Here is a 24,994-nt window from a genome sequence, read left to right as displayed (position 1 = left end):
GCGCGGGGGCGGCGGGGTCGCCGGGCTCAGGGCGCGACGGTGCGCTCCGCGCTCGGCGCGTAGCCGAGCCGCCACGCCTTCGTCACGATCGGGCCCTCGGCGATGGGCGCCGTGTACGGCCGCCACGGTCGCGGGTCGTCCTCCAGGCCGAGCAGCGCCCGCCAGACGTCGGCGTCGTGCGTCGGCGGACCGGAGACGGCGGCCGCCGAGGCGGGCGCCGCGGATACCGGCATCCAGCCGATCATCGCGCCCTCGGTCTCGCACGTCAGCGCGAGGCCGCCGTCCGCCGCGACGGCCACCACGGGCGCCGTCTGCCGCCGCAGCCCGCCGGGCCGCCACTGCGCGATGAGGTCGCACTCTGCGATCGCCCCGAGATCTCCGACACGATCGAGCCACTCATCGAGCGCCGTGCGAAGCCGGTCGAGGTCGGCCGCGCACCCGGGGTCGTCGACGAGGTTCACGAGTTCGTGCGGATCGGCCCGGATGTCGTAGAGCTCCTCGGCCGGCTTGCCGGCGGCGACGACGCGGCGCTGCACCTCGGTGAGCCGGTCGCGCGGCTGGCCGACCGCGAGCTGGCCCGCCTCCTCGAACATCAGCCGGCGGAACTCCTGCCAGGTCGCCAGGTGTTCGGCGTAGTCGTGGTGCTGCATCGGCGAGCGGTCGGGGTGGTAGTGGCGGATGTAGCGGAAGCGGTCGTCGCGCACGGTGCGCGACCGATCCTCCTGCTCGTCCATGCGGTCGCGCCCGCTGTAGGCGTACGCCGGCAGCTGCGCACCCAGCCATGACGTCCCCGGGATGCCGGCCGGCGCCGCGATACCGCACGCCTCGAGCAGCGTCGGCGCGAGGTCGACGAGGCTGACGACGCGCCGCTCGACGCGTCCCGGGGCGATGACGCCGGGCCACCGGACGATCAGGGGCTCGCGCAGGCCCGCCTCGGTCGCCCAGCGCTTGGCGCGCGGCATCCCCAGCCCGTGGTCGCTGACGAACACGACGATCGTGTCGCCGTCGAGCCCGTCTTCGGCGAGCTGGTCCAGGAGCGTGCCCACCCAATGGTCCATCTCGGTGATGAGGTCGAGATAACGCGCCCACGACCGCCGGAACACCTCGGTGTCGGGGTGGTAGGGCGGCAGGGCGACGCGGGCGGGGTCGTGCCGCTGGTCGGCGGTGACGTGCGAGGTCGCGGCAGCGAAGGCCTCGTCGTCGAGGTAGAGCTGCGACTCGTGCGTCGTCATGCCGTGGAACTGCGCGAAGAACGGGGTGCCGTCGGGGCGGCCCCGCCAGTGCGCGCCGGGACTGATGTCGTCGAAGACGAGCGGCGGCACCTCCAGCTGCAGGTCGGTGTAGTACGCGTTGGTCGTGTAGTAGCCCGCCTCGCGGAATACGTGCGGCAGCAGCCGCACGTCGGGCGGCGGCACCGCCTTGGTGCGCATGTGCATGGCGCCGGCCTCGATGGGGTGGCGCCCGGTCATCATCGCGAAACGCGACGGTGCGCAGACGGGGGCGGCGGCGATCGCCTGGTCGAAACGCATGCCCTCGGCGGCCAGGGCATCCAGTCGTGGCGTCGTCGCCTGCTCGGCGCCCGGCCAGATGCCGGCATACGTCCCGAGATGCGGATTGATGTCGTGCGTCGTGATGAGGAGCACGTTCGGTCGGGTCATGCGGCATCCTTACCGTTCGGCGGATCGCTCGCATCCCCCGCGATCACCTGCTCACCGTACAGCTCGGCGCTGTGTGCGGTGCGGATTGCCCGACGGGCCGCTGCGAGCGCTGAGCCGGCGACGATGCGGGAGCGCGCGGGGCGTGCAGCGCCCGGCATGCGTCTCGACGAATCGTCCGCGCAAGGAATCCGCGCGAGGAAAGGGCGGCCGGCGTGCCAAACGCAGGGCGGATCGACGTTGTGGGGCTGGAATCGGGCCGGAGTGGCCGGTTCGCCCTGCGTTTGGCACGCGTCGCCCGCGCGCCGGGCTCGTAGGCTGGAGCCATGACCGACTCCGTCCGCGCCGCGGCGCTGCTGCTCGACATGGACGGCACGCTCGTCGACTCGCGCGCCGTCGTCGAGCGGCTCTGGCTGCGGTGGGCGCAGGGTCACGGGCTCGACCCGGAGCGGGTGCTCGCCGTCATCCACGGCCGGCAGGGGCAGGAGTCGATGGCCGAGCTGCTGCCCGACCGCCCGCACGCGCTGAATCTCGCCGAGAACGAGCTGTTGCTGGCCGCCGAGACGGCCGAGACCGACGGCGTCGTCGCGATCGCCGGGGCCGCTACCCTGCTGGCGGCGCTCACCGGGCCGCCCGCGCTGCCGCACGCCCTGGTCACGTCGGCGACGCTCGCGCTCGCGACGGCGCGGATGGATGCCGCGGGCCTGCCGATGCCCCGCCTGGTCGTCTCGGCCGCCGACGTTGCCGCGAGCAAGCCGCATCCGGAGGGCTTCCTCACGGCGGCGCGCCTCCTCGGCGTCGATGCGGCGGACTGCATCGTCGTCGAGGACTCCGCCAACGGCATCGCGGCGGGCCTCGCCGCCGGCATGCGCGTCATCGGCGTGGGCCCGCACGCCGCCGCGCTGCGGTCGGTCGCGACGGGCGCGCCGGGTTCCGCCGCCGCGCTGTGGGCCGTCGCGACGGGCGCGCCGGGTTCCGCGGCGCTGCGGGCGGCCGCGGCGGGCGCCGCGCCGACGTGGACGGTCGCCGACTGCACCGGCATCCGCGTGGTCCCGGATGCCGGCGCGATCGCCGTGACGATCGGCTGACGCGCTCCGCCGCGCAGCCCGCCGTCGCTTCCTCGCACCGAGACCCGCTCCGCGCATCGAGACCCGGCACCCCAACCCGGGTCTCGATGCGGAGAGCGGGTCTCGGGAACAGGGGGCGGAGGCCGTCGGGGCCGGATGCCGTCAGCGCCCGGGCCGCGGGTGGCGCGCCATCGCCGGGGCGCGAGTGGCGCGCCGTCGCCGGGCCGCGAGTGGCGCGCCGTCGCCGGGGCGTATCGCGTCAGTGGGATGCGGCATCCGTCGTCTGCGCGCGGTGGGCCTCGTCGAAGCTGACGTTCTTGCCGAAGGCCTTGCCGATCAGCAGCACGACACCGACGACGACGAGACCCAGCGCGAGCCCGGCGACGGCCGAGACCAGCGTCTCGCCGGCCCACGCCACGACGGCGCCCAGCGGCTCGAGCACGTGCGACACCCCGTGCAGCAGCTCGGCGGGCGGCGCCCAGCCGACCTCGCCGAGGTTCGCGAGCACGAGGTGGCCGCCGACCCACAGCATCGCGATCGTGCCGACGACGCTGATGACGCGGAAGACGGCGGGCATCGACCGCACGATGCGCGTGCCGGTGTGCCGCACGCGCACCGACGAGCTCTTGGCCATCTTCAGCCCGATGTCGTCGAGCTTCACGAGCAGCGCGACGGCGCCGTAGACGAGGCCGGTCATCGCGAGGGCGATGAGGGCGAGCACGGCCAGGCGCATCCAGAATCCGAGGCCGGTGTCGATCGCGGCGAGCCCGATCAGCATGATCTCGGTCGAGAGGATGAGGTCGGTGCGGATCGCGCCCCACACGAGGCGGCTCTCGTCGCGGGTCTCCTCCTCGGCATCCGTGCCGTGATGCAGGCCGAACCACTCCAGCACCTTCTCGGCGCCCTCGAAGCACAGATAGGTGCCGCCGACGATCAGCAGCCACGGCAGCACGCCCGGCGCGACGGCCGTCAGCACGAGCGCGATCGGGATGATGATGACGAACTTGTTCGCCAGCGACCCCAGCGCGATGCGCCCGACGACCGGCAGTTCGCGCGCGGGCGTCAGCCCCTGCACGTATTGCGGGGTGACGGCGGCGTCGTCGATCACGACCCCGGCCGACTTGGCCGACGCCTTCAGCGCCGCACTGAGGATGTCGTCGACGACGGCGAGCAGGCCCACGGACATGCGTGCAAGGCTACCGGGCGCCGGCGTGGGCGGCGAAACCGCCTCTGCGCGTCGAGACCCGGCATCCGGCCGCGGGTCTCGACGCGCAGAGCGGGTCTCGGGCGGGCGAGGGTGCGGATGCCGGGGCTGCGGGCGACGGCATGCGTCCAGCGCGCGGTCAGGTCCAGCCGAATCGATTCGATACACTGGAAGAACTCATGTCCCGCACGTCTGTAAACCCCCGCACCGCCACGCTCACGACGGGCCGCCCCTGGCGCGTCATCCTCGCGTTCGCGGTGCCGCTGCTCATCGGCAACGTCGTGCAGCAGCTGTATCAGGTGGCCGACGCGATCGTCGTCGGCCGTCACCTCGGCGTCGAGGCGCTCGCCACCGTCGGCGCCACCGGCGGCCTGATGTTCGTGCTGATCGGGTTCGCGTGGGGTCTGACGAGCGGTTTCGCGATCCCGACGGCGCAGGCCTTCGGGTCGGGCGATGCCGCCGCCGTGCGCCGGTCGGTCGCGGCCGGCACGATCCTCACCGCGGTCGGCGGCGTGATCCTCACGGTCGCCGGGCCCTGCTCAGCCGCCCGGCGCTCGAACTGCTGCAGACGCCGACCGACCTGCTCGACGGCGCGACGCTGTTCGCGCAGGTCAGCTTCCTCGGCGCGGGCGCCACGATGGCGTTCAACTACCTCGCGGCGATCATCCGCGCCATCGGCGATTCGCGCACGCCGCTCGTGTTCCTCACGATCGCGTGCGGGCTCAATGTCGCGCTCGTCATGCTCATGGTCGGGCCGCTCGACTGGGGTCTGGGCGGCGCAGCGCTGGCGACCGTCGTCTCGCAGGCCGTCTCGGTGCTGCTGTGCCTCGAGTTCCTGCGGCGCCGGATGCCGGCGCTGCACGTGCGGCGCGCCGACTGGGCCGTGACGCGCGCCGACCTGGTCGCGCACCTGCGGATGGGCGGGCCGATGGCGTTCCAGGCATCCATCATCTCGGTCGGGACGCTCACCGTGCAGGTGGCGCTCAACCGCCTCGGTGCCGACGCCGTCGCCGCCTACACGGCCGCGTCGCGCGTCGACGGCCTCGCGGTGGCGCTGCTGGCGTCGCTGGGGCTCGCGGCATCCATGTACGCGGCGCAGAACCTCGGCGCGCGCCGGCCCGACCGCATCCGCCGCGGTGTCGTCCAGGCCGTGTGGATCGCGATGGCCGCGGGCGCCGTGCTCGGCGTCACGCTCATCGCGGCGGGGCCGCAGATCCTCCGCCTGTTCGTCGCCGAGGGCGGCGGCGCCGACGAGGTCGTGCACCTGGCCGCGCAGATGCTGATCGTCAACGGCGTGACCTACTGGGCGCTCGGCGTGCTGTTCGTGCTGCGCGGTGCGCTGCAGGGGCTCGGCAGCGCGATCATCCCGACCGTGACCGGCGTCGTCGAACTCGGGATGCGGGTCGGCGCCGCGGTCGTGCTCGGCGCCGCGTTCGGCTTCGTCGGCGTCGCCTGGAGCAACCCGCTCGCCTGGCTCGGCGCGATGGTCATTCTCATTCCGGCATATGTCCGCGCGCACCGCGCGCTGGGCCGGATGCCGGTCGATCCGTACGAGCCGACGGTCACCGTCCCGGTCGCCGTCATCGGCCCGAAGGACGGCTCGCGAGTGGTCGATGCGGTCGTCACGCAGCCGGTGGCGGTCGTGGCGGCGCCGGGCGTCACTGCCGAGTCGTGCACGACGCGCGAGGTGCGCACCTCACGCCTGGCGCGCTTCCGCGGCAGAATCAAGGTGTGACCCCCGAGCCGTCCTCTCCTGGTGTGCCGGCTCTTCCCGCCCTCACTCAGATGCCCGAGCCGCAGTTCATCATGGTGGGCGACGGCCTGCGCATCGCCACCTACTCGTGGGGCGAATTGACGCAGCCGACGGTCGTCGTCGTGCACGGGTTCGCGTCGAGCACGAGGGACAACTGGGTCGCGACCGGCTGGGTGCGCGACCTGCTGCGGGCGGGGTACCGCGTCATCGGCCTCGACCAGCGCGGGCACGGGGCGAGCGAGAAGCCGCACGATCCGCACGACTACGACGTCCGCCAGCTCGCCCGCGACGTCGAGATCGTGCTCGACACGTACCTCGTCGACGAGGCGTGCTACGTCGGGTACTCGCTCGGCGCCCGCGTCGGGTGGGAGGTCGTGCAGGATCTGTCCGGCCGCATCCCGCGGGTCGTGCTGGGCGGAGTGCCCGACGGCGTGCCGCTGCGTCGGCTCGACCTCGACCAGGTGCGCGCGTACGTCTCGGCGGGCGTGCCGGTGACCGACCCTGTCACCCAGAACTACCTCCGCCTCACCGAACGCGTCGAGGGCAACGACCTGCGGGCGCTGCTGGCGATCGCCGAGGGGATGCGGATGTCGCACACCGTCGACCCCGACCCGCAGTGTGCGCCGCGGCAGCCGATCCTGTTCGGCACGGGGTCGCTCGACGCCATCATCGAGGGCTCGAAGGCTCTCGCGGCGGCGTGCCCGCGAGGCCGCTTCCTGGAGATCCCCGATCGGCACCACTTCAACGCGCCCGGTTCGCGGGTGTTCCGCGAGGCGGCCATCGCCTTCCTCGGGGAGTGAGGGGTCGTCACGCCTTGGCGATCGCGTCTTCCAGGGCGACCCAGGCGAGCATGGCGCACTTGACGCGCGCCGAGAACTTCGACACCCCCGACAGTGCGGCGGCGTCGCCGTAGACGTCTTCGTCGAGTTCGATCGTGCCGCGCGAGCGCAGCGCCTCGCGGAATCCCTCGACGAGGTGCAGCGCCTCCTCCCGGGTGAGTCCCTCGTCGGCGACGAGGTCGGCGAGCATGGATGCCGAGGCCTGCGAGATGGAGCAGCCGCGCCCCTCCCACGACACCTCGGCCACGACATCGCCGTCGACGTGCGCGCGGAGGGTGATCTCGTCGCCGCACACGGGGTTCTTCTGGTACGAGGTGCCGGTGCCCTCGCCGTCGGCGGCGAGCCCGAAGTGCTGCGGGTGCTTGGAGTGGTCGAGGATCAGCTCGCGGTACAGGGCATCGAGGTCGTTCATGGCTCTCAGGCTCCGAAGTAGGGACGGATGCCGGCGACGGCATCGACGAACCGATCGACGTCGTCGGTCGTGTTGTACAGGGCGGTGCTGGCGCGCACGCTCGCGGTGACGCCGTAGCGCGCGTGCAGCGGCGCCGCGCAGTGATGCCCCACCCGCACCGCGATGCCCAGCGCGTCGAGGTACTGCCCGGCATCGTGCGCGTGCACGCCCTCGACGTCGAACGACCACAGGCCGACGCGCTCGGCGTTCGGTGCGTCGCCGAGCAGGCGGATGCCGGGGATCTCGACGAGCGCCGCACGCATGCGCTCCGCGAGCATTCCCTCGTGGGCATGAATGCGCTCGAGCCCCACCCGTTGCAGGTAGCGGACGGCGGCGGCGAGCCCGATCGCTGGCCCGACGGGCTGCGTACCGGCCTCGAAGCGCTGCGGCGGCGGCAGGTACTCGGCCTCGTCGAGGGTGACGGTGGTGATCATCGACCCGCCGGTGAGAAACGGCGGCAGCGCCTCGAGCACGTCGCTGCGGCCGTAGAGCGCGCCGACGCCGTAGGGGCCGAGCATCTTGTGCCCGCTGAAGACGGCGAGGTCGACCCCGAGCGCGGGCAGGTCGAGCGGCAGGTGCGGGGCCGACTGGCACGCGTCCATGACCGTCAGCGCGCCGACGCGCTGCGCGAGCGCGACGAGCTCGGCGACGGGGCCCACGATCCCCAGCACATTCGAGACGTGGGTGAAGGCGACGATGCGCGTGCGCGCGCCGATGAGCGCTGCCGCGGCATCCAGGTCGAGCGTCCCATCGTCGTGCGCCGGAATATGACGCAGCACGGCACCCGTGCGCCGTGCCAGCTCCTGCCACGGCAACAGGTTGGCGTGGTGCTCGATGGCGGTCGCGACGATCTCGTCGCCGGGGCGGAGGGCGAGTCGTGCGCTCGCTGGGGCGCCGCTCCCTGCCGACGCATTCCCGATGGAGTATGCGATGAGGTTGAGGCCCATCGTGGCGCCGCTGGTCCACACGAGCTGCTCCGGCCGCGCGCCGACGAAGCCCGCGACGGTGGCCCGGGCATCCTCGAACAGCTCGGTCGCCTCGGCGGCGAGGGTGTGCGCGCCGCGGTGCACGGCGGCGTTGGCGTGCGTGAGGAAGTCGCGCTCGGTGTCGAGCACGGCAAGCGGCTTCTGGCTGGTCGCCGCCGAGTCGAGGTACACGAGCGGATGCCCGTTGACCTGCTCCGCCAGAATCGGGAAGTCCTCGCGCAAGCGCGCAGCATCCAGAGTCACCGGCAGGCCCGCGGCATCCCGGGTTGCGGCGGCGGTCGGGACGGGCGCGGAAGTCACCCCTCTAGGCTACGCCCCGGCATCCACCCCGGCTCCGGCGGCGCCGCGCCGGTGGCGCGCACGCGGCGGCGCGCCCGAGAACAGGAGATCGCGCGAGAACAGGACGTTGGATCGTGCAAACGTCCTGTTCTGGAGTGATCTCCTGTTTTCGGTGACGGGGGGACGGGGTGACGGGTGGGGTGACAGGGGCGGCGCGCACGCGGCGGCGCGCACGAGTACAGGAGATCGCGCGAGAACAGGACGTTGGATCGTGCAAACGTCCTGTTCTGGAGTGATCTCCTGTTTTCGGTGACGGGGGGACGGGGTGACGGGTGGGGTGACAGGGGCGGCGCGCACGCGGCGGCGCGCACGAGTACAGGAGATCGCGCGAGAACAGGACGTTGGATCGTGCAAACGTCCTGTTCTGGAGTGATCTCCTGTTTTCGGTGACGGGGCGATGGGAGACGGGGGACGGGATGCCGGCGCGCTACTCGGCGGCGTCGGGGTTGTCGGTGTGGGCCACGAGGCCGTAGGTGGCCATGCGGCCGGCGCGGTCGTCGCCGGGCAGCGGCCGCGAGCGGCGGCCGTAGATCAGCTCCGACGAGTCGAGCAGCCAGGGCACGAGGGTGATCTGCACGCCGTGCACGAGCATGAGCTGCTGCGCGATGCGCCGGGCGCGGCGGTTGTGCAGCAGGTTCTCCCACCAGTGCCCGACGATGTACTGCGGCAGGTACACCGTGACGAGGGTCGACCCGTGCCGCGCCCGGTACTCGGCGATGAACTGGGCGACCGGGGCCGCGTAGTGGCGGAACGGCGACTCGACGATGACGAGGGGGACCGGCATCCCGTGCACCTCCCAGTCGGTCTGCACCTCGTGTGCCTGCTCCGCGGTCACGGCGATGTGCAGGGCGATCGTCTGGTCGTGCCTGGCCGCCAGAGCGTAGTCCACGGCTTTCGCGACCGGCTTCTGCAGCCGCCCGACCAGCACGATCGCGATGTCGCCGGTGGCGCCGTAGTGCACCGCGTCGTCCATCGCGGTCTCGTGCGCGACGTCGCGGTAGTACCGGTGCACGCCGATCATGAGCAGGGCCAGCACGGGAATCGCGATGAAGACCAGGTACGCGCCGTGCGTGAACTTCGTGATCGTCACGATCACGAGCACGACGATCGTGAACGTCGCGCCCAGCGCGTTGATCGCGAGCCCCACGAGGGCCTCCCGGCGTGCGGCGGGCGTGCGCAGGTACCGCCGCTCGCGCCGCCAGTGCGTGACCATGCCGAGCTGGCCGAGCGAGAACGACACGAACACGCCGATGATGTACAGCTGGATGAGAGTCGTCAGCTTCGCCTGGAACACGATCAGCACGGCGACGGCCGCAAGCCCCAGGATGATCATGCCGTTCGAGTAGACGAGCCGGTCGCCGCGCGTGTTCAGCGCCTTGGGCGCGTAGCCGTCGCGGGCGAGCACCGAGCCGAGGAGCGGAAACCCGTTGAAGGCCGTGTTCGCAGCCAGCAGCAGTACGCAGGCCGTCGCCGCCTGCACGATGAAGAACGGGATGCTGCCACTGCCGAACGTCGCCGCCGCCACCTGCGCCATGAGGCTCGGCTGCACCGCGCCCCGGCAGTCGAACCCGACCAGATCGCAGGGGTTCTCCGCATAGTGCACCCCGGCGAGGAGGGCGAGGAGGGTGAGGCCGGCGAACATCACGATTGCCGTCGACCCCATGAGCACGAGGGTCCGCTGCGCGTTGCGCACCTTCGGCGTGCGAAACGCCGGCACGCCGTTCGAGACGGCCTCGACGCCGGTGAGGGCGGAGCATCCGCTGGAGAACGCCCGCAGGATCAGCAGGATCACCGCGGCCTGGCTGAGGTCTTCGGCGTGCACCGCGAACTGCGCGCTCTCGGCGACGGGGGCGTCCCCCAGCATCCATCGCACGAGGCCGGTGACGATCATGATCATGACCGATCCGATGAACAGGTACGTCGGGATCGCGAACGCCGTCGACGCCTCGCGCACCCCGCGCAGGTTTACCAGGATGATGAGCACCACGAACCCGACGGCGAGCTCGACGCGCCAGCCGGCGAGGCCCGGCAGCGCCGAGATGATGTTGTCGACGCCGGATGCCACGGACACGGCGACCGTCAGGATGTAGTCGACGAGGAGGGCCGCGGCAACGACCACGCCCGCCTTCTCGCCCAGGTTCGTGCGGGCCACCTCGTAGTCGCCGCCGCCCGACGGGTACGCCTTGATGAGCTGCCGGTAGCTGAGGACGACGACGATCAGCAGGGCCACGACCGCCGCCGCGACCCACGGGCTGAACGCGAGGAACGCCGTGCCGCCGACGAGCAGGATCATCAGCAGCTCCTGCGGGGCGTACGCGACCGACGACAGCGCGTCGGACGCGAAGATCGGCAGTGCCATGCGCTTGGGCAGCAGCTGCCCGTCCAGTTCTTCGCTGGTCAGCGGTTCGCCGATGAGGATGCGCTTGGCGATGGGGGTGTCCTCACCGGCGCGAGGGTCGGGGATGTCGTCGCTGTTGCGACTGTCAGGTGCCACGGCGGGCGACATTACGCCGGACGCGGCGCCGCCACAAGAGGGCTCCGTCTCGCCGGGGAAGCCGTCGCGGCGTCAGAGGCCCAGCGGGACGTAGCGGTAGACGATCTCGGTGACCTTCGCGCCGTCGGTCTCGACGCGGACGCCGTAGGTGCGCGCGCCGTCGACGTAGAAGGTGTTGCGGTCGTTGCCGAACAGGAACTCGGCGGGGGTGATGCTCAGCTCGTCGTCGGGGCCGAGCGCACGCACCTCGGCGAGGGTCTGCCCGATGCGCAGGCCGAACTCGGCCTCGATCTGCACGCCGTCGACCTCGTTGGCGCTGAAGGCGGCATAGGTGGGCGCGTCGACCTCCTCGCGAGGCTTGTTGCCCTCGCCGAGCAGCACGTCGCAGAAGCGGAAGCCGTCCCAGTGCGCGCAGGTGTAGGCGTAGAGGTCCGTGTTGCCGGCCTCGACCTCGGTCGTCGGCTCGGCGCCGAACGCCGCGGTCAGCGCCGCGATCGCCGGTGCGGCGTCGTCGGCCCAGGCGTGGGTGAAGGTGTCGCCGTCGCTCCCGCGGAGCGTGAATCCGCTCGCGGAGAAGGTGATCGTGGCCTCGGCGGCGGTCTCGGACGGGCTCGGCACGGCGGTGGCGGAGCTCGTCGCCGGTGCGGGAACGACGACCGGGTCGGACTGGTCGCCGCCCGTGGTGTCGGGCGTGCGGGTCAGCGCGATGACGAGGACGACCGCGACGGCCAGCGCCAGCACGCCGGCGATGATGCCGAGGATCACCGTGGGGTTCCTGCCCGATCCGCCGGGTGCGCGGGGCGCCCGCGCCGCGCGGGGCGGCTTCGGCGGCTTCGGCTCGCGCGTCGGCTTCGGTTCGCGCGCGGGCTTCGGTTCGCGCGGTTCGCGCGACCGCCGTGTGTGCCGGCGTTCTTCCGGCTCTTCGGGCTGCTCCGGCTCTTCCGGCTCCGGCAACCCGAACAGCTCCTCGAGGCTCATCCCAGGAACTCGCGCGCCGCGACGACGAGGGCGTCCACGCCGCGCTCGATCGTCGGGTGCAGGATCGGCGCGAAGTACGCGGAGTGGTTCGTCGGGATGTCTTCGTTGACGGTGCCGCGGGCGACGGCATCCGCGTACACCTGCGGATCGAGCCCGCCCCAGAACCAGAACACGAGCGGCACGCCCGCCTCGCGGGCGAACCACGAGACGTCCTCGCTGCCGGTGAACATGCCCGGGTCGACGACGGTGCCGGTGCCGAAGGCAGTGTCGAACGCGGCGGTCAGGCGCGCGGTCGCGGCGGGGTCGTTGATCGTCGGCGGCAGGGTGTGGTCGATCTGGATGACCGGCTCCCGCTCGGCTCCGGATGCCGCCGCCTCCGCCCGGATGACGCGCTCGACGCGCGTCATGACGTCGGCGCGGGCGTCGTCGTCGGGGTAGCGCAGGCTCAGCTCGAGCTTCGCCTCGGCGGGGATGATGTTGTTCTTCAGCCCGGCGTGGATCGAGCCGACCGTGACGACGGCGACGCCGCGCGGGTCGACCTCGCGCGAGACGACGGTCTGCAGCCGCATGACGGTGGCCGCGGCCATGACGACGGGGTCGATCGTGGAGTGGGGGCGCGAGCCGTGCCCGCCGCGGCCGAGGAGCGTGACGGTGAGGCCGTCGCTGGCGGCCATCTGGGTGCCCGGGCGCACGCCGATCGTGCCCGCGGGCAGCGGCGTGAGGTGCTGGCCCAGCACGATGTCGGGCCTCGGGAAGCGGTCGAGCACGCCGTCGGCGATCATCGCCTGCGAGCCCGCGCCGTGTTCTTCGGCGGGCTGGAACACCGCCACGACGGTGCCGCTCCACTCGCCCTGGGTCTCCTGCAGGCGTTCGAGGGCCCCGAGCAGCGCCGTGACGTGCATGTCGTGGCCGCACGCGTGCATGACCGGCACGTCGTGCCCCGCGGGGTCGACGCCGTGCACGGTGCTCGCGTAGGGGAGGCCGGTGAGCTCCTCGACGGGCAGGGCGTCCATGTCGGCGCGCAGCCACACGACCGGGCCGTCGCCGCTGCGGATCACGGTCGCGATGCCGGTGCGCCCGAGCCCCTCGACGAACTCGAGGCCGAGCGCGGTCAGCTCGCGGGCGATGACGCCCGCCGTGCGGGTCTCCTGGAACGACAGCTCCGGATGCCGGTGCAGATCGATGTACAGCGCTTCGAGATCGATGCTCATGCGAGTGAGCCTACGCGGTGCCGCCTATGGGTGGCCGGGGCGTGGCGGGGGCGCGGTCGAGGTGCGGACGACGAGCTCGAAGGGGAGCGGGGCGGCGGCTGCTTCCGTGACCCCCAGCGCGGCGAGGATCGCGTCGCCGGCGCGCGCACCCTGCCCGTGCGGGAACTGGTCGATCGTCGTCAGCCCGAACAGCTCGCCGAGGTCGTGGCCGTCGACGCCCACGACCGACAGGTCGCGGGGCACGCTCAGCCCGAGCTCGCCGGCGACGGCCAGGACGCCGTAGGCCATCTCGTCCGACGCCGCGAAGATCGCCGTCGGCCGGTCGGGGCCCGTCAGCAGTTCGCGGGCGGCGGCACGGGCGCCGGCGACGGTGAAGTCGGCTTCGGCGAACCGCGGGCGGGCGATGCCGGCATCGCCCATCGCGGCCTCGAACCCGCGGCGGCGGCGCGAGGGGATGTCGAGCTCCGGCGAGGCGCCGGGCGGGAGCGTCTGGCCGATGTGGGCGATGTCGCGGTGCCCGAGCGCGAGGAGGTGCGCGGTCGCGAGGCGGCCGACCGCGGTGTCGTCGACGCGGAGCGCGGGAAGCTCGGGCCGGGGCACGCCGAGGCCGACGATCGGCAGGCCGAGGGCACCCAGTCGCGCGATCTCGTCGTCGTCGAGATGCACCGACAGCACGATCAGCCCGTCCACGCGCTGCCGCCGCAGCGACCGCTCGAACACGCCGCGGCGCTGCTCGGGATCGTCGCCGAGGTGGTACAGGGTCAGGTCGTAGCCGCGCGGGGTGAGTCGCGACGCGATGCCGTCCAGCACCGTCGCGAAAAACCACGGCCCGCGCAGCGGCGCCACCACGCCGACGTTCTCGGTGCGGCCCGACGCCAAGGATGCCGCCGCCGCCGAGCCGACGTATCCCAGCTCGTCGGCCGCCCGCCGCACCCGTTCGCGCGTGCGCTCGGAGACGCGCCCCCGGCCGCTGAGCGCGCGCGACACGGTGGTCGTCGACACGCCCGCGGCGCGGGCGACCTCGTCGATGCCCGTCATGCGCCCTCCGTCCGGCCGTTCCGTTCGATCGCCCGGCCGTCTCGACGACTCGGCCGCGCGGCTCGCCCGCTCAGCCCGCGTGCATCCAGACGGCGGTGTCCACGGGCAGCTGTGCGCCACCGGCCGGCACGCCGGGCGCGCTCGCGACCAGGACGGTGCCCGACGGCAGTGTGATGGAGCGGTCGCCGAGGTTCGCGATGACCGTGATATTCCCGTTGCGGAATGCGAGGACGTCGTCGCCGTAGCCGTCGAGCCATTCCAGTGCGCTCGCGCCGAGCCCCTCCGCCCGGCGGGTCGCCAGCAGCGTGCGGTACAGCCACAGCGTCGAGTCGGGGTCGTCCTCCTGCGCGTCGCGCGCCAGCGCCGCCCACTCCGCCGGCTGCGGCAGCCACGAGGCGCCGTCCGGACTGAAGCCGTACGCGGGAGCGGCCGCGACCCACGGCAGCGGGACGCGGCATCCATCGCGTCCGTAGCGCTCGCCGCCGGTGCGCAGCCACGACGGATCCTGGCGAGCCTCGTCGGGCAGCTCGATCACCTCGGGCAGGCCGAGCTCTTCGCCCTGGTAGAGATACGCGGAGCCCGGGAGGGCGAGCATGACGGTGGATGCCGCCCGCGCACGCCGCAGGCCCGACACCGGGTCGGGCTTGACCGGGGACAGCGGCCCGAGACCCTCGTCGTGCCGCCCGCCCGGAGGCAGGTCGAGCCGGGAGGCGTGCCGGATCACATCGTGGTTGGACAGCACCCACGTCGCGGGCGCGCCGACGGCAGGGTAGGCGGCCAGCGACTCGGCGATGACGCCCCGCAGCTCGCCGGCATCCCAGCCGGTCACGAGGTAGGGGAAGTTGAACGTCTGCTGCATCTCGTCGGCGCGGACGAACATCGCGGTCTTCTCGATCGTGGGCGCCCACGCCTCGCCGCACAGCGCCCGGTCGCCGTCGTACTCGGCGATCACGCGGTGCCAGTCGCGGTAGATCTCGTGCACGCCGTCCTGCCCCCAGTACGGGGCGTCCTGCAGGCTGAGCTCGGTGGCCTCCCGATCGATGGGCGGGAGGTGGTCGGAGAAGTCCTCCGGCTTGATGAGACCGTGCGCGACGTCGACGCGGAACCCGTCGACGCCGCGGTCGAGCCAGAACCGCAGGATGCTGCGGAACTCCTCCTGCACCTCGGGGTTCGACCAGTCGAAGTCGGGCTGACCCGGGTCGAACAGGTGCAGGTACCACTGTCCGGGGCGGCCATCGGGCTCTGTGACGCGCGTCCAGGCCGGGCCGCCGAACACCGACTCCCAGTTGTTCGGCGGCAGTTCGCCGTGCGCGCCCGTGCCCTCGTGGAACAGGTAGCGCCCCCGCGCGGCGCTGCCGGGCGCGGCGGCCAGCGCCTCCTGGAACCACGGATGCTGGTCGGAGCTGTGGTTCGGCACGAGGTCGACGATGACCCGGATGCCGCGGGCGTGCGCCGCGGCGAGCATCTCGTCGAAGTCGTCGAGGGTGCCGAACAGCGGGTCGACGTCGCGGTAGTCCGCGACGTCGTAGCCGGCATCCTTCTGCGGCGAGCGGTAGAACGGGCTGAGCCACACGGCGTCCACGCCGAGCGAGACGAGGTCGTCGAGGTGGGCGGTCACGCCCCGCAGGTCGCCCGTGCCGTTGCCCGACGCGTCGGCGAACGAGCGCGGGTAGATCTGGTAGATCACGGCGGTGCGCCACCACTCGGCGCCGGGGTGGTTCTCGCGCAGGGCTGCGGGGGTCTGAGGCATGCGCACCAGCGTAGCGCAAGCGCTTGCGCACGGACGGCGGGCGGGCGGCGCGTGATGCTGCGGGCGGTGCGGGACGTGCGGGACGCTACGCTGGGCGCGTGAGCTCCGCTGCCCTCGCCCGCGCCGAGTCGCTCATCGCGACGATCCCCGACTTTCCCGAGCCCGGCATCCTGTTCCGCGACATCTCGCCGCTGCTGGCCGACGCCGTCGCGCTGCGCACCGTCGTGGACGCCGTCATCGAGCCCTTCGCCGACGAGTTCGATGTCGTCGCCGGGGTCGAGGCGCGCGGGTTCCTCCTCGCCGGCGCCGTCGCCATCGCCGCCGGAGTCGGGATGGTCCCCATCCGCAAGGCGGGCAAACTGCCGCGGCCGGCGGCATCCGTCGCGTACGCGCTGGAGTACGGCACGGCCGTGATCGAGATGGCCGACGACCTGCCGCGGGGTACCCGCGTGCTGCTCGTCGACGACATCCTCGCCACCGGCGGCACCCTGCGGGCGGGGCAGCAGCTGCTCACCGAGCTCGGGCACGTCGTCGTCGGCACCGCCGTGCTGATGGAGCTCGACGGTCTCGGCGGCCGCGACGTCTGCGGCCCCGTCCACACCGTCTTCCGCGTCTGATCCGAACGGCCGCCGCGGCGCGCTCGCCGCGCAAGGATGCAGGACCGACTGTGACGGAAGTCGTCTGGACCCGGCCCAGACGCCAGCATTTTCACACCGGATCCTGCATCCTTGCGGAGGGGGGTGAACCGCGGCCCGCAACGGGGCCGCGGGTCAGGCCTCGTCGCGGGGGTCCTTCGCGACGGTCCCGTCGACGCGCAGGTCGGGTTCGTACGACGACGCGTCGAGCGTTCCGCCTTGGCTGAGCACCTGGATCTCGGTGGTCTGCACGCGCAGGGGCGGGGCGGCGGCGAGGTTGTCCGGCTCTTCGGGCGTTCCGGGCAGGAACACGTTGAAGAAGAGGTTCAGCAGCACCGCGACGATCGCCGCCGAGCTGATGCCGGAGTGGAAGATCGTCACGAACCAGGCCGGGAACGCGTGCCAGAAGTTCGTCGACACCACCGGGATGAGGCCGAACGCGATCGACGTCGCCACGATGACGAGGTTGTTGTTGCCCTGGTACGAGACCTTCGACAGGGTGCGCACGCCGCTGGCGGCGACCGACCCGAACAGGACGATGCCGGCGCCGCCGAGCACCGGCCCGGGGATGAGGCTGAACACGGCCGCGGCCATCGGCGAGAGACCGAGGAGCACGAGCAGCAACCCGCCGGCGGCGACCGCGAAGCGGCTCTTGATGCCGGTGAGGGCGACGAGCCCGACGTTCTGGGCGAATGCGGATGCCGGGAACGCGTTGAACAGCGGGGCGATGAGCGACGCGCCCATGTCGGCGCGGAGGCCGTTGCCGACGCGGCGGGCGTCGACCTTGGTGCCCACGACCTCGCCCACGGCGAGGATGTCGGCGGTGGTCTCCACCATGATGACGAGCACGACGATCACCATTGAGATGATCGCGCCGACCTCGAACAGCGGCATCCCGAACGCGAACGGCTGCGGGAAGGCGAACGGCGCCGCCGCGCCGACGGTCGTGACGTCGACCTTCCCGAGGAGGAGGGCGACGATGGTGCCGACCGCGAGCCCGAGCAGCACGGCGAGCCGCGACAGCGTCGGGATCTTGCTCAGGATGAGGACGACGAGCAGCGTGAACAGGGCGAGTCCGATGTTCTCCAGGGAAGCGAAGTTCGGATTGTCGACGACCTCGCCGTCGACGGTGATGGTCGCCTGCCCGGTGATCCAGCCCGCCGCGACCGGCATGAGGGACAGGCCGATGACGGTGATGATCGAGCCGGTCACGACGGCGGGGAAGAACCGCACGACGCGCGCGAAGAACGGCGTGATGACGAGGCCGACCGCGGCGGCGGCGATGATCGCGCCGAACACGTGCTGCAGCCCCGTCGTGCCGTCGTCGCCGATGATCGCGAGGATCGTCGAGACGGCGGCGAACGAGGTGCCCTGGACGAGCGGCAGCTGCGAACCGAAGTACGGGACGCCGAGGGTCTGCAGCAGGGTCGCGAGACCGCTCACGAACAGGCCGCAGGCGACGAGCAGGGCCTTCTCGGCCGGTTCGAGGCCCGCCGCCCCGCCGACGATGAGCGGCACGGCGATGACGCCGCCGAACATCGCGAGGATGTGCTGGATGCCGTAGCCGAAGGTGCGGCCGAGCCCGAGGCGTTCGTCCTCGGGGCGGGTGGTGGAGGAGGTGGAGGTGGGGGTGGTGCCGGTGGTGCTTATGTTGTGAGACATGTCAGTTCCTTGGAGGGTGTGCCCGTTGCCGGCGCGGTGGGCGGTGAAAGGTCAGATGAAGGTGGGGATGTCGACCCACGCGTCGGGCGCGGGCGCGGCGCCGTCGCGCACGACGGTGCCTTCGATCAGGCCGTAGGGCCGGTCGGCGGCGATGAAGACCTCGTTCGGGTTGTCGAGCCCGAACGGCGAGAGGTCGTAGACGAAGTGGTGCTTGTTCGGCATCTGGAAACGGACCTCGGCGATCTCGGGCCGCGCGGCGATGGCCGCCTTGCCCATCTCGAACAGCGTCTGCTGCAGCGCGAGGGAGTGCACGGTCGCGAAGGTCGACAGCAGAACCGCCGAGACCTCGGCGTAGAGGCCGTTGTAGTCGATGCCCGCCTCGACGGCCTCGGGCAGGAACCGCCAGCGCCCGGTCACCGAGGTCGCCATGATGCGATCGTTGGTCTCGACGAGGGTCGTGTACTTGTCGCGCGGGAACCCGGCGAACTCGCTGCCGGTGGACTTCAGGACGGTGAGATCCTTCACGCCGCCGGTGACGTGCGTCTGGCCGTCCTGCTTGGTCACGGTCGCCAGGCGCGTGCCCTGACCCTTGCGGACGAACGAGTGATCGTGGCCGGCGCCGTCGACGAGGATGCGATCCCACTCGTACTGCTCGGCCTGCCACACCCCGCCCTCGATCCAGTCGAACGACGAGACGAAGTGCTCGCCGAGGGTCAGCAGGTACTCCTCCGGGGAGGGGATGCCGTACTCCTTCGCGAACGCGAACGCGGTGTTCTTCTGCGTGTCGGTGGCGACGACGAGGGCGTTGTCGCCGACCAGGTACGAGTCCACGAGCGCGGCGCCGCGCAACTGCGACGTGACGTTGAGGTCGATGATCTCGTGGCGGGCGGTGTCGCGCACGATGCGCACGACCCGGTTCTCGGCCTTGCCGTACTTGTTGGCGCCGAGGCTGACGCTGATATCGGTCATGGGTGATCTCCAGATAGGGTTGAAGGGACGGCTCTCTTCGTGAAGCTATCCCTTAAGGCACCCCGCGGCGTTGCGGGCACGTAAAAGGGTTGTTTCGACTTCGGGGGCCTCAATGAGTTCCGGCGAAACACCCGGGGCGGGCATCGACGAGGGGGATGGTGTGACGGATCGATCGGTCACCAACGGCTCGATCGGCGCTCGTCTGCGGCAGTTGCGCATCGAGTCGGGGCGTTCGCTGCGTTCGGTCGCCGAGGCGATCGGCATCTCCTCGAGCGCGCTCTCGCAGATCGAGACCGGCGCGATGCAGCCGTCGGTCAATCGCCTGATCGAGATCGTCAGCGTGCTCGAGGTGCCGGTGGCGGCGATCTTCGACGACCACGACGTGCTGCGCCCGGTCGAGCTCGAACACGGGCGCACGTCCGAGCCGATCCCCGGGGTGACGGTGGCGACCGCGGGCGCGGGGGCGCAGACCGTGCTGGGGCAGGGGGTGCTCTACCGGCGCCTCACTCCCGTGCGCCTGGACGGGGTCGACCTGTTCGAGACGGTGTATCCGCCCCTGACCTCGTCGAGCGTCGACGGCGCGATGCTCGTGCACGAGGGCTACGAGGCCGGTCGCGTGATCAGCGGATCCCTGTCGTTCGAGTTCACCGAGGGCACGGTCGCGCTCGGCCCGGGCGACTCGCTGTCGTTCTGGGCGACGCGCCCGCACCGTGTCGTGAACGAGTCCGTCGACACCGCCGCCGTCGCCGTGTGGCTGACGCTGCGGGGCTCACGCACGCCCGCGCCCGAGTAGGCGCGTGGCTCAGCTGCCCCGGTACGTCGAGTAGGCGAAGGGACTCAGCAGCAGCGGCACGTGGTAGTGCGCCGCGTCGGCGACGGTGAAGGAGATCTCGACGCGCGGATAGAACGTCTCCACCCCGCGGCCCGCGAAATACTCCCCGACCGCGAAGCGCAGGGCGTACTCTCCGGGCGCCAGCACGTCCGGCCCGAGCGCGAGCCGGCCGTCGGCATCGGTCGTCCCGGCGGCCACGACGGCGCCGTCGGCGTCGACGAGTGCGACCGCGACGGCGGATGCCGGTGAGCCCGACGCCCCGTCGAGAATGTGAGTGGTCAGGTGTGCCATGCGTTCTCCTCTCGGTCCAGCCTCGCTCAGTGCAGCGTCGAACGCAGCCGCAGCAGCGCGATCTCGCGCAGCTGGCCGAGGGCCTCGGCCGTCTCGACGTCGGGGGTGTTGTCCAGTCGCCGGCGGATCTCGGCGAGCATCTCGTCGGGGGTGCGGCCGGCGGCGCGGATGAGGAAGACCCGCTCGAATCGGGCGTCGTAGGCCGCGTTGGCCTCGGCCATCGCGCGGGCGATCTCGTCGGAGGCGCCGGCCATCGCGGCCTGCTCGCTGCGCGAGGCGGCGGCCTCGGCGCCGCCTCCGCCGGGCCTCTCGCCGATGCGCGGGTGGTGGGCGAGGGCGGCATCCAGCTCGGCGGCGCCCCACGACGCGGCGAGCGCCGCGGCGCGCTCCGCCAGGGCGTCGACCGAGGCGTACGGCCGTGCCTCGACCACGGCATCCACCCACGCGGGGACGGCCGCCCACACCGACACCGTCGCGGCGGCGTCTGCCGCGGCCAGGTCGTTGAACTCGTCGAGATCCATCGTCATGCGTTCATCCTCACCGGGCGCGACCCGCTCGCGCCACCGACGACTCCGTCGGTCACAAAGGCGTTACAGGCCCGAAACCAACCGAGGTACCTTAAGCAATAGCTTGACATCGACGGCACGCCCGTCCCCACCCGCCGTCTGGAGCACGCCATGACCGTCACCCCGCCCGAGGGCACGACCGCACCCGCGGGGAGCTGAATGCCCCGGTCGCGCTTCGCCGTCCGTTCCCGACGGGCTTTCGTCGACGGTGGCTTCCGCCCCGCGGTCGTCGTCGTCGAGGCGGGCCGCGTCGTCGACATCCTGGATGGCACGCGCCGCTCGCCCGCCCGCACCCGCCTCGTCACGGTTCCCGACGATGCCGTGCTGCTGCCGGGCCTGGTCGATGCCCACGTGCACGTCAACGAGCCGGGGCGCACCGAGTGGGAGGGGTTCCGCTCGGCCACGCTCGCGGCCGCGGCGGGCGGCGTGACGACCATCGTCGACATGCCGCTGAACTCGCTTCCGCCGACGACGTCGGCGGAAGCGCTGGAGATCAAGCGCGCCGCGGCGGCCCCGTCGGCGTACGTCGACGTCGGCTTCTGGGGCGGCGCGGTGCCGGAGAACCTGGGGGCGCTGGCGCCGCTGCACGACGCCGGCGTCTTCGGGTTCAAGTGCTTTCTCGCGCCGTCGGGGGTCGACGAGTTCGGTCACCTCGACCGCGCCCAGCTGGGCCGGGCGATGGCCGAGGTCGCCGCCCTCGGCTCCCGCCTGATCGTGCACGCCGAAGACGCCGCGCTGCTGTCCGACCCGGGCGCGCTGGGGCGCGGCTACGACGCCTTCCTGCAGTCACGCCCGCCCGAGAGCGAGCGTGCCGCGATCGCCGCCGTCATCGACGCGGCGCGCAGCACGGGCGGTCGCGCGCACATCCTGCACCTGAGCGATGCGCGGTCGCTGCCGATGATCGCGGCGGCCCGCGCCGAGGGTGTCGACCTCACCGTCGAGACGTGCCCGCACTATCTGGCGATCGCCGCCGAGGACGTCCCCGACGGCGCGGGGGAGTTCAAGTGCTGCCCGCCCATCCGCGAGGCCGACAACCAGGATCTGCTCTGGGCGGGGCTGATCGACGGCGTCATCGACGCCGTCGTCAGTGACCACTCCCCGTCCACGGCCGAGCTCAAGCGGGCCGGCGGCGGCGATTTCGGCCTCGCCTGGGGCGGCATCTCGGGCCTGCAGGTGGGCCTGTCGGTGGTGTGGACCGAGGCGCGGCGCCGCGGCATCCCGCTCGACGTGCTCATCCCCCTCTTCACGACGGGGCCCGCCCGCGTCGCGGGCCTCGACGCGGGCCGGATCGAGGTCGGCGGGCCCGCGAACCTGACGGTCTTCGGCGTCGACGACACGATGCGCATCGAGGCCGCCGCGCTGCGGCACCGGAACGCGATCTCGGCGTACGACGGCGCCACCCTGCGGGGGCGGGTGCGGCGCACGTGGTTGCGCGGCGAGTCGATCTTCGACGTCACCGAGGGCCGCGCCGGTGAGGCGCCGCGCTTTCGGGGCGCGCCGACCGGCAGACTGCTGCGGAGGAACGCTGCACGACGGGAGCACGATGGCCGCTGAGATCCTGCAACCGGGGGTCGGGCCGATCCCCGGCGACCACTACCTGCGCGCGAGCGTCGACACCGTCCTGTGGGGACGACTGCCGTGCGCCGCCGACGCCCCGGTGCTGACCATCGCCTCCGGCGACACCGTCACGATCGACACCGTGAGCCATGAGGGGGTGCTCGAAGACCAGGGCAACGATCCCCTCGCGTTCTTCACCGCTCACGGCGTCGCCGCCGGAGAGGTGCTCACGGACGCTATCGAGATCGCCGCCGCGCGGGTGCGCGATCCGCTGCGCGACGGGCCGCACGTCGTCACCGGCCCCGTCCATGTCACGGGGGCGCTGCCCGGCGACCTGCTCAAGATCACGGTCGAGCACCTCGCCCCGCGCGTGCCGTACGGGGTCATCTCGAACCGCCACGGCCGGGGCGCGCTGCCCGGCATCCTGCCGCGCGGGCCCGAGAACGTCAGCGTCTTCACCCCCGTGGTCGACGGCCCCGACGGCCCGGTCGGCGCGCTGCCCCTGACCGAGGGCGGCGAGCGCGTCGTCGCGTTCCCGCTGGCGCCGTTCCTCGGCACGATGGGCGTCGCGGTGCGCGGCGACGAGCGGCCGCACTCGGTGCCTCCCGGCAGCCACGGCGGCAACATCGACATCAACCTGCTCACGGAGGGGAGCGTGCTCTACCTGCCGGTGCAGGTGCCCGGCGCCCTCGCGTACGTGGGCGATCCGCACTTCGCGCAGGGCGATGGCGAGGTCGCCCTGACGGCGCTCGAGGCGTCGCTGCGTGCGACCCTGCGCTTCGACGTCGTGCCGCGCGCGCGTGCCGTGGCCGCCTTCGGCGAGGTCGCAGGGCCCCTCGTGCGCACGAGCGAATACCTCGTGCCCACCGGCATGGATGCCGATCTCGACGAAGCCATGCGCCGGTGCGTGCGGGCCGCGCTCGACCTGCTGACGGCGCGCTACGGCATGGCCGAGCACCTCGCCTATGCGTACCTGTCCGCGGCGACGGACTTCGACATCTCGCAGGTCGTCGACATCGTGTGCGGCGTGCACGCGCGCATCCGCGAGGCGGACTTCGCCGCCGTCGCGCTGCCGGAGGGAACCGAATGACCGCCATCCCCGACACCTCTGCCCTCCCCGAAGATCTCCGCGAGGCCTTCGAGGCGTACGAGGCGGCGATCGTCTCCAACGACGTGGAGGCGCTGGATGCCGCCTTCGCACGGGGGGCGACGACGATGCGCGGCGACGCCGCGGGGCTCCTCGTCGGCCACGACGCGATCAGCGCGTTCCGGGGCGGGCGCGGCGGAGTGCCGCCGCGCACGATCGAGCGCATCGAGTACCGCCCGCTGGGCGATGCGGTCGCGCTGCTGGTGTCGGTCTCGCGCTACCTCGGTGGCGGCACCGGGCTGCAGACCCAGGTGTGGGAGCGGATCGACGATCGCTGGCTGATCACGGCGGCGCACGTGACCGGGCGGGCGCAGGCGCTCGACCGATCGGTCTGGCGCACCGTCGGCGACCCGCTCTGGCAGGGCGCGTGGGAGGGCCCGCTGCAGGGGCTGACGGTCGCGGTGAAAGACGTGTTCGCCATCAAGGGCTACCGCATCGGCGCCGGCAACCCCACGTTCCTCGACGCAGCGCGCGCCGAGACCACGACCGCCCCGGCCGTGTCCGACCTGATGCGCGGCGGCGCCTCGCTGCGCGGCATCGCGCGCACCGACGAGTTCGCCTACTCCATCGCCGGCGACAATCCGCACTACGGCACGCCCCCGAACGGAGCGCTCGCCGGGGCGCTGCCCGGAGGCTCGTCGAGCGGGCCGGCATCCGCCGTCGCCACCGGTCAGGCCGAGATCGGGCTCGCCACCGACACCGCCGGATCGGTGCGGGTGCCGGCGTCCTATCAGGGGCTGTGGGGGCTGCGCACGACGCACGGACTGGTGCCGCGGCAGGGCCTGCTGCCGCTCGCGCAGAGCTTCGACACGGTGGGATGGCTGGCCCGCGACGGCGACACCCTGCAGCGGGTCGCCGACTGGTGCCTCAGCTACGACGGGTCGGAATCGACGGAGAGCGTGTACGGCGAGTCGGGCGCAGACCTGCCCTGGCGCTTTCTCGTGCCGCACGAGGTGGTGGATGCCGCGGAGCCGGCCACGCGGGAGGCGTTCGACGCGCTGCTGGCGCGGCTCGTGGCATCCGATCGCCCGCCGCAACTGCGCCGCGTCTCCATCGGCCCTCTCGACGACCACTACGAGCCGTTCCGCATCGTGCAGGCGGCGGAGGCCTGGCGCAACAACGGCGACTGGGTGCGCGCGAACGGGCCGGGAGCCCTGAGCCCCGCGGTGGCGGAGCGGTTCGCCTTCGCCGCGCAGGTCACCGCGGAGGCCGAGCGTGCGGCGCGCGCACACCTCGCCCCGCTGCGCGAACACCTGACGGGTCTCGTGCACGGCGACCTGCTGCTCATGCCGACCGTGCCCGGCCCCGCGCCGGGACGCACGGCGGCGGGCGACCGCGTCGAGGCCGTCCGCCGCGCCACGCTGCGCATGACGAGCCCCGCGGCCGTCGCGGGCCTTCCGGCGGTCTCGGTGCCGCTGCTGACCGTCCCGTCGTCGCTCGGGCCCGCGCCGGTGGGGGTATGCCTCGTCTCGCGCGCCGGCACCGACATCGCACTCGTCCGCGCGGCGCGGGCGCTCTTCGCACTCCTTGACGAAAGGCGGTCCCGGTGACCACTGCGGCCAGCACCATC

General features: G+C 72.5%; 20 protein-coding genes and 1 pseudogene. 8 read left to right on the top strand and 13 right to left on the bottom strand.

The genetic code is table 11. From position 1 onward, the window contains the following. Positions 1-26: 26 nt before the first annotated feature. A complete protein-coding gene (locus QM720_RS05355) occupies positions 27-1,658 on the bottom strand; it encodes a sulfatase (protein ID WP_415125117.1) in 1,632 nt (543 codons plus the stop codon). Positions 1,659-1,981: 323 nt separating this feature from the next. Here QM720_RS05355 and QM720_RS05350 point away from each other — a divergent pair, with 323 nt between their 5' ends. Continuing rightward, positions 1,982-2,743, top strand: a complete 762-nt coding sequence (locus QM720_RS05350) for an HAD-IA family hydrolase (RefSeq protein ID WP_415125116.1) — start codon at positions 1,982-1,984, stop codon at positions 2,741-2,743. A gap of 238 nt (positions 2,744-2,981) precedes the next feature. Here QM720_RS05350 and QM720_RS05345 read toward each other — a convergent pair whose 3' ends face one another. Then, positions 2,982-3,908 carry a DUF808 family protein gene (locus QM720_RS05345; protein WP_415125115.1) on the bottom strand — a complete coding sequence of 309 codons (927 nt, stop codon included), beginning with the start codon at positions 3,906-3,908 and terminating at the stop codon, positions 2,982-2,984. Positions 3,909-4,105: 197 nt separating this feature from the next. Between QM720_RS05345 and QM720_RS05340 the strand changes: the two are divergent. Both QM720_RS05340 and QM720_RS05335 read left to right on the top strand, forming a co-directional pair. Continuing rightward, positions 4,106-5,661, top strand: a pseudogene (locus QM720_RS05340) (MATE family efflux transporter). A 50-nt stretch (positions 5,662-5,711) separates the two neighbouring features. Beyond that, positions 5,712-6,479 (top strand): alpha/beta fold hydrolase, encoded by a 768-nt coding sequence (locus QM720_RS05335; protein ID WP_415127821.1) that lies wholly within the window; start codon positions 5,712-5,714, stop codon positions 6,477-6,479. A gap of 7 nt (positions 6,480-6,486) precedes the next feature. Here the strand turns inward: QM720_RS05335 and sufU are convergent, their stop codons facing one another. The 7 genes from sufU to QM720_RS05300 all read right to left on the bottom strand — a co-directional run bounded on the left by sufU (position 6,487) and on the right by QM720_RS05300 (position 15,765). Beyond that, complete coding sequence (gene sufU, locus QM720_RS05330) at positions 6,487-6,930, bottom strand: Fe-S cluster assembly sulfur transfer protein SufU (RefSeq protein WP_415125114.1); 444 nt, start codon at positions 6,928-6,930, stop codon at positions 6,487-6,489. Positions 6,931-6,935: 5 nt separating this feature from the next. Then, positions 6,936-8,255 (bottom strand): SufS family cysteine desulfurase, encoded by a 1,320-nt coding sequence (locus QM720_RS05325; protein ID WP_415125113.1) that lies wholly within the window; start codon positions 8,253-8,255, stop codon positions 6,936-6,938. A gap of 466 nt (positions 8,256-8,721) precedes the next feature. Continuing rightward, positions 8,722-10,800, bottom strand: a complete 2,079-nt coding sequence (locus tag QM720_RS05320; RefSeq protein WP_415125112.1) for an APC family permease — start codon at positions 10,798-10,800, stop codon at positions 8,722-8,724. 60 nt (positions 10,801-10,860) lie between these two features. Further along, complete coding sequence (locus tag QM720_RS05315) at positions 10,861-11,766, bottom strand: hypothetical protein (RefSeq protein ID WP_415125111.1); 906 nt, start codon at positions 11,764-11,766, stop codon at positions 10,861-10,863. After that, a complete protein-coding gene (locus QM720_RS05310; protein ID WP_415125110.1) occupies positions 11,763-12,977 on the bottom strand; it encodes an amidohydrolase in 1,215 nt (404 codons plus the stop codon). The genes QM720_RS05315 and QM720_RS05310 overlap by 4 nt, the downstream gene beginning before the upstream one ends. A 24-nt stretch (positions 12,978-13,001) precedes the next feature. After that, positions 13,002-14,015 (bottom strand): LacI family DNA-binding transcriptional regulator, encoded by a 1,014-nt coding sequence (locus QM720_RS05305; RefSeq protein ID WP_415125109.1) that lies wholly within the window; start codon positions 14,013-14,015, stop codon positions 13,002-13,004. Positions 14,016-14,085: 70 nt separating this feature from the next. Beyond that, positions 14,086-15,765, bottom strand: a complete 1,680-nt coding sequence (locus QM720_RS05300; RefSeq protein ID WP_415125108.1) for a glycoside hydrolase family 13 protein — start codon at positions 15,763-15,765, stop codon at positions 14,086-14,088. 98 nt (positions 15,766-15,863) lie between these two features. On the opposite strand from QM720_RS05300, the gene QM720_RS05295 reads away from it, so the two are divergent. Continuing rightward, on the top strand, positions 15,864-16,382 hold the full coding sequence (locus QM720_RS05295; protein ID WP_415125107.1) for an adenine phosphoribosyltransferase: 519 nt from the start codon (positions 15,864-15,866) through the stop codon (positions 16,380-16,382). A 153-nt stretch (positions 16,383-16,535) separates the two neighbouring features. On the opposite strand, the gene QM720_RS05290 is transcribed toward QM720_RS05295, so the two are convergent. Beyond that, positions 16,536-18,062 carry a nucleobase:cation symporter-2 family protein gene (locus tag QM720_RS05290; protein ID WP_415125106.1) on the bottom strand — a complete coding sequence of 509 codons (1,527 nt, stop codon included), beginning with the start codon at positions 18,060-18,062 and terminating at the stop codon, positions 16,536-16,538. Positions 18,063-18,113: 51 nt separating this feature from the next. Further along, positions 18,114-19,031, bottom strand: coding sequence for a factor-independent urate hydroxylase (gene pucL / locus QM720_RS05285; RefSeq protein WP_415125105.1), 918 nt, complete (start codon positions 19,029-19,031; stop codon positions 18,114-18,116). 160 nt (positions 19,032-19,191) lie between these two features. Between pucL and QM720_RS05280 the strand changes: the two genes are divergently transcribed. Continuing rightward, complete coding sequence (locus QM720_RS05280) at positions 19,192-19,824, top strand: helix-turn-helix domain-containing protein (RefSeq protein ID WP_415125104.1); 633 nt, start codon at positions 19,192-19,194, stop codon at positions 19,822-19,824. Positions 19,825-19,833: 9 nt separating this feature from the next. Here QM720_RS05280 and uraH read toward each other — a convergent pair whose 3' ends face one another. Together uraH and uraD are read right to left on the bottom strand one after the other, a co-directional pair. Beyond that, positions 19,834-20,154, bottom strand: coding sequence for a hydroxyisourate hydrolase (gene uraH / locus QM720_RS05275; protein WP_415125103.1), 321 nt, complete (start codon positions 20,152-20,154; stop codon positions 19,834-19,836). 26 nt (positions 20,155-20,180) lie between these two features. Then, complete coding sequence (gene uraD / locus QM720_RS05270) at positions 20,181-20,681, bottom strand: 2-oxo-4-hydroxy-4-carboxy-5-ureidoimidazoline decarboxylase (RefSeq protein ID WP_415125102.1); 501 nt, start codon at positions 20,679-20,681, stop codon at positions 20,181-20,183. Between the two features lie 198 nt (positions 20,682-20,879). On the opposite strand from uraD, the gene allB reads away from it, so the two are divergent. The 3 genes from allB to QM720_RS05255 are packed head-to-tail and all read left to right on the top strand — an operon-like array spanning position 20,880 to position 24,974. Beyond that, on the top strand, positions 20,880-22,274 hold the full coding sequence (gene allB, locus QM720_RS05265; protein ID WP_415125101.1) for an allantoinase AllB: 1,395 nt from the start codon (positions 20,880-20,882) through the stop codon (positions 22,272-22,274). Further along, positions 22,264-23,367 (top strand): acetamidase/formamidase family protein, encoded by a 1,104-nt coding sequence (locus QM720_RS05260; RefSeq protein ID WP_415125100.1) that lies wholly within the window; start codon positions 22,264-22,266, stop codon positions 23,365-23,367. The genes allB and QM720_RS05260 overlap by 11 nt, the downstream gene beginning before the upstream one ends. Beyond that, complete coding sequence (locus QM720_RS05255; protein ID WP_415125099.1) at positions 23,364-24,974, top strand: AtzH-like domain-containing protein; 1,611 nt, start codon at positions 23,364-23,366, stop codon at positions 24,972-24,974. The genes QM720_RS05260 and QM720_RS05255 overlap by 4 nt, the downstream gene beginning before the upstream one ends. The last annotated feature ends 20 nt before the right edge of the window (positions 24,975-24,994 follow it).

This window comes from Microbacterium sp. (genome assembly GCF_047602155.1).
In the GTDB taxonomy this organism is placed as follows: domain Bacteria; phylum Actinomycetota; class Actinomycetes; order Actinomycetales; family Microbacteriaceae; genus Microbacterium.
Note: the sequence above shows the minus strand (reverse complement) of the source record. Positions and strands in the feature narration are given on the sequence as shown.

Excerpts from the sequence above, each read along its gene's own strand:
- QM720_RS05355 (WP_415125117.1), bottom strand. The coding sequence starts at position 1,658 with ATGACCCGACCGAACGTGCTCCTCATCACGACGCACGACATCAATCCG.
- QM720_RS05350 (WP_415125116.1), top strand. The coding sequence starts at position 1,982 with ATGACCGACTCCGTCCGCGCCGCGGCGCTGCTGCTCGACATGGACGGC.
- QM720_RS05345 (WP_415125115.1), bottom strand. The coding sequence starts at position 3,908 with ATGTCCGTGGGCCTGCTCGCCGTCGTCGACGACATCCTCAGTGCGGCG.
- QM720_RS05335 (WP_415127821.1), top strand. The coding sequence starts at position 5,712 with ATGCCCGAGCCGCAGTTCATCATGGTGGGCGACGGCCTGCGCATCGCC.
- sufU (WP_415125114.1), bottom strand. The coding sequence starts at position 6,930 with ATGAACGACCTCGATGCCCTGTACCGCGAGCTGATCCTCGACCACTCC.
- QM720_RS05320 (WP_415125112.1), bottom strand. The coding sequence starts at position 10,800 with ATGTCGCCCGCCGTGGCACCTGACAGTCGCAACAGCGACGACATCCCC.
- QM720_RS05315 (WP_415125111.1), bottom strand. The coding sequence starts at position 11,766 with ATGAGCCTCGAGGAGCTGTTCGGGTTGCCGGAGCCGGAAGAGCCGGAG.
- QM720_RS05310 (WP_415125110.1), bottom strand. The coding sequence starts at position 12,977 with ATGAGCATCGATCTCGAAGCGCTGTACATCGATCTGCACCGGCATCCG.
- QM720_RS05305 (WP_415125109.1), bottom strand. The coding sequence starts at position 14,015 with ATGACGGGCATCGACGAGGTCGCCCGCGCCGCGGGCGTGTCGACGACC.
- QM720_RS05300 (WP_415125108.1), bottom strand. The coding sequence starts at position 15,765 with ATGCCTCAGACCCCCGCAGCCCTGCGCGAGAACCACCCCGGCGCCGAG.
- QM720_RS05290 (WP_415125106.1), bottom strand. The coding sequence starts at position 18,062 with ATGTCTCACAACATAAGCACCACCGGCACCACCCCCACCTCCACCTCC.
- pucL (WP_415125105.1), bottom strand. The coding sequence starts at position 19,031 with ATGACCGATATCAGCGTCAGCCTCGGCGCCAACAAGTACGGCAAGGCC.
- uraH (WP_415125103.1), bottom strand. The coding sequence starts at position 20,154 with ATGGCACACCTGACCACTCACATTCTCGACGGGGCGTCGGGCTCACCG.
- uraD (WP_415125102.1), bottom strand. The coding sequence starts at position 20,681 with ATGACGATGGATCTCGACGAGTTCAACGACCTGGCCGCGGCAGACGCC.
- allB (WP_415125101.1), top strand. The coding sequence starts at position 20,880 with ATGCCCCGGTCGCGCTTCGCCGTCCGTTCCCGACGGGCTTTCGTCGAC.
- QM720_RS05260 (WP_415125100.1), top strand. The coding sequence starts at position 22,264 with ATGGCCGCTGAGATCCTGCAACCGGGGGTCGGGCCGATCCCCGGCGAC.
- QM720_RS05255 (WP_415125099.1), top strand. The coding sequence starts at position 23,364 with ATGACCGCCATCCCCGACACCTCTGCCCTCCCCGAAGATCTCCGCGAG.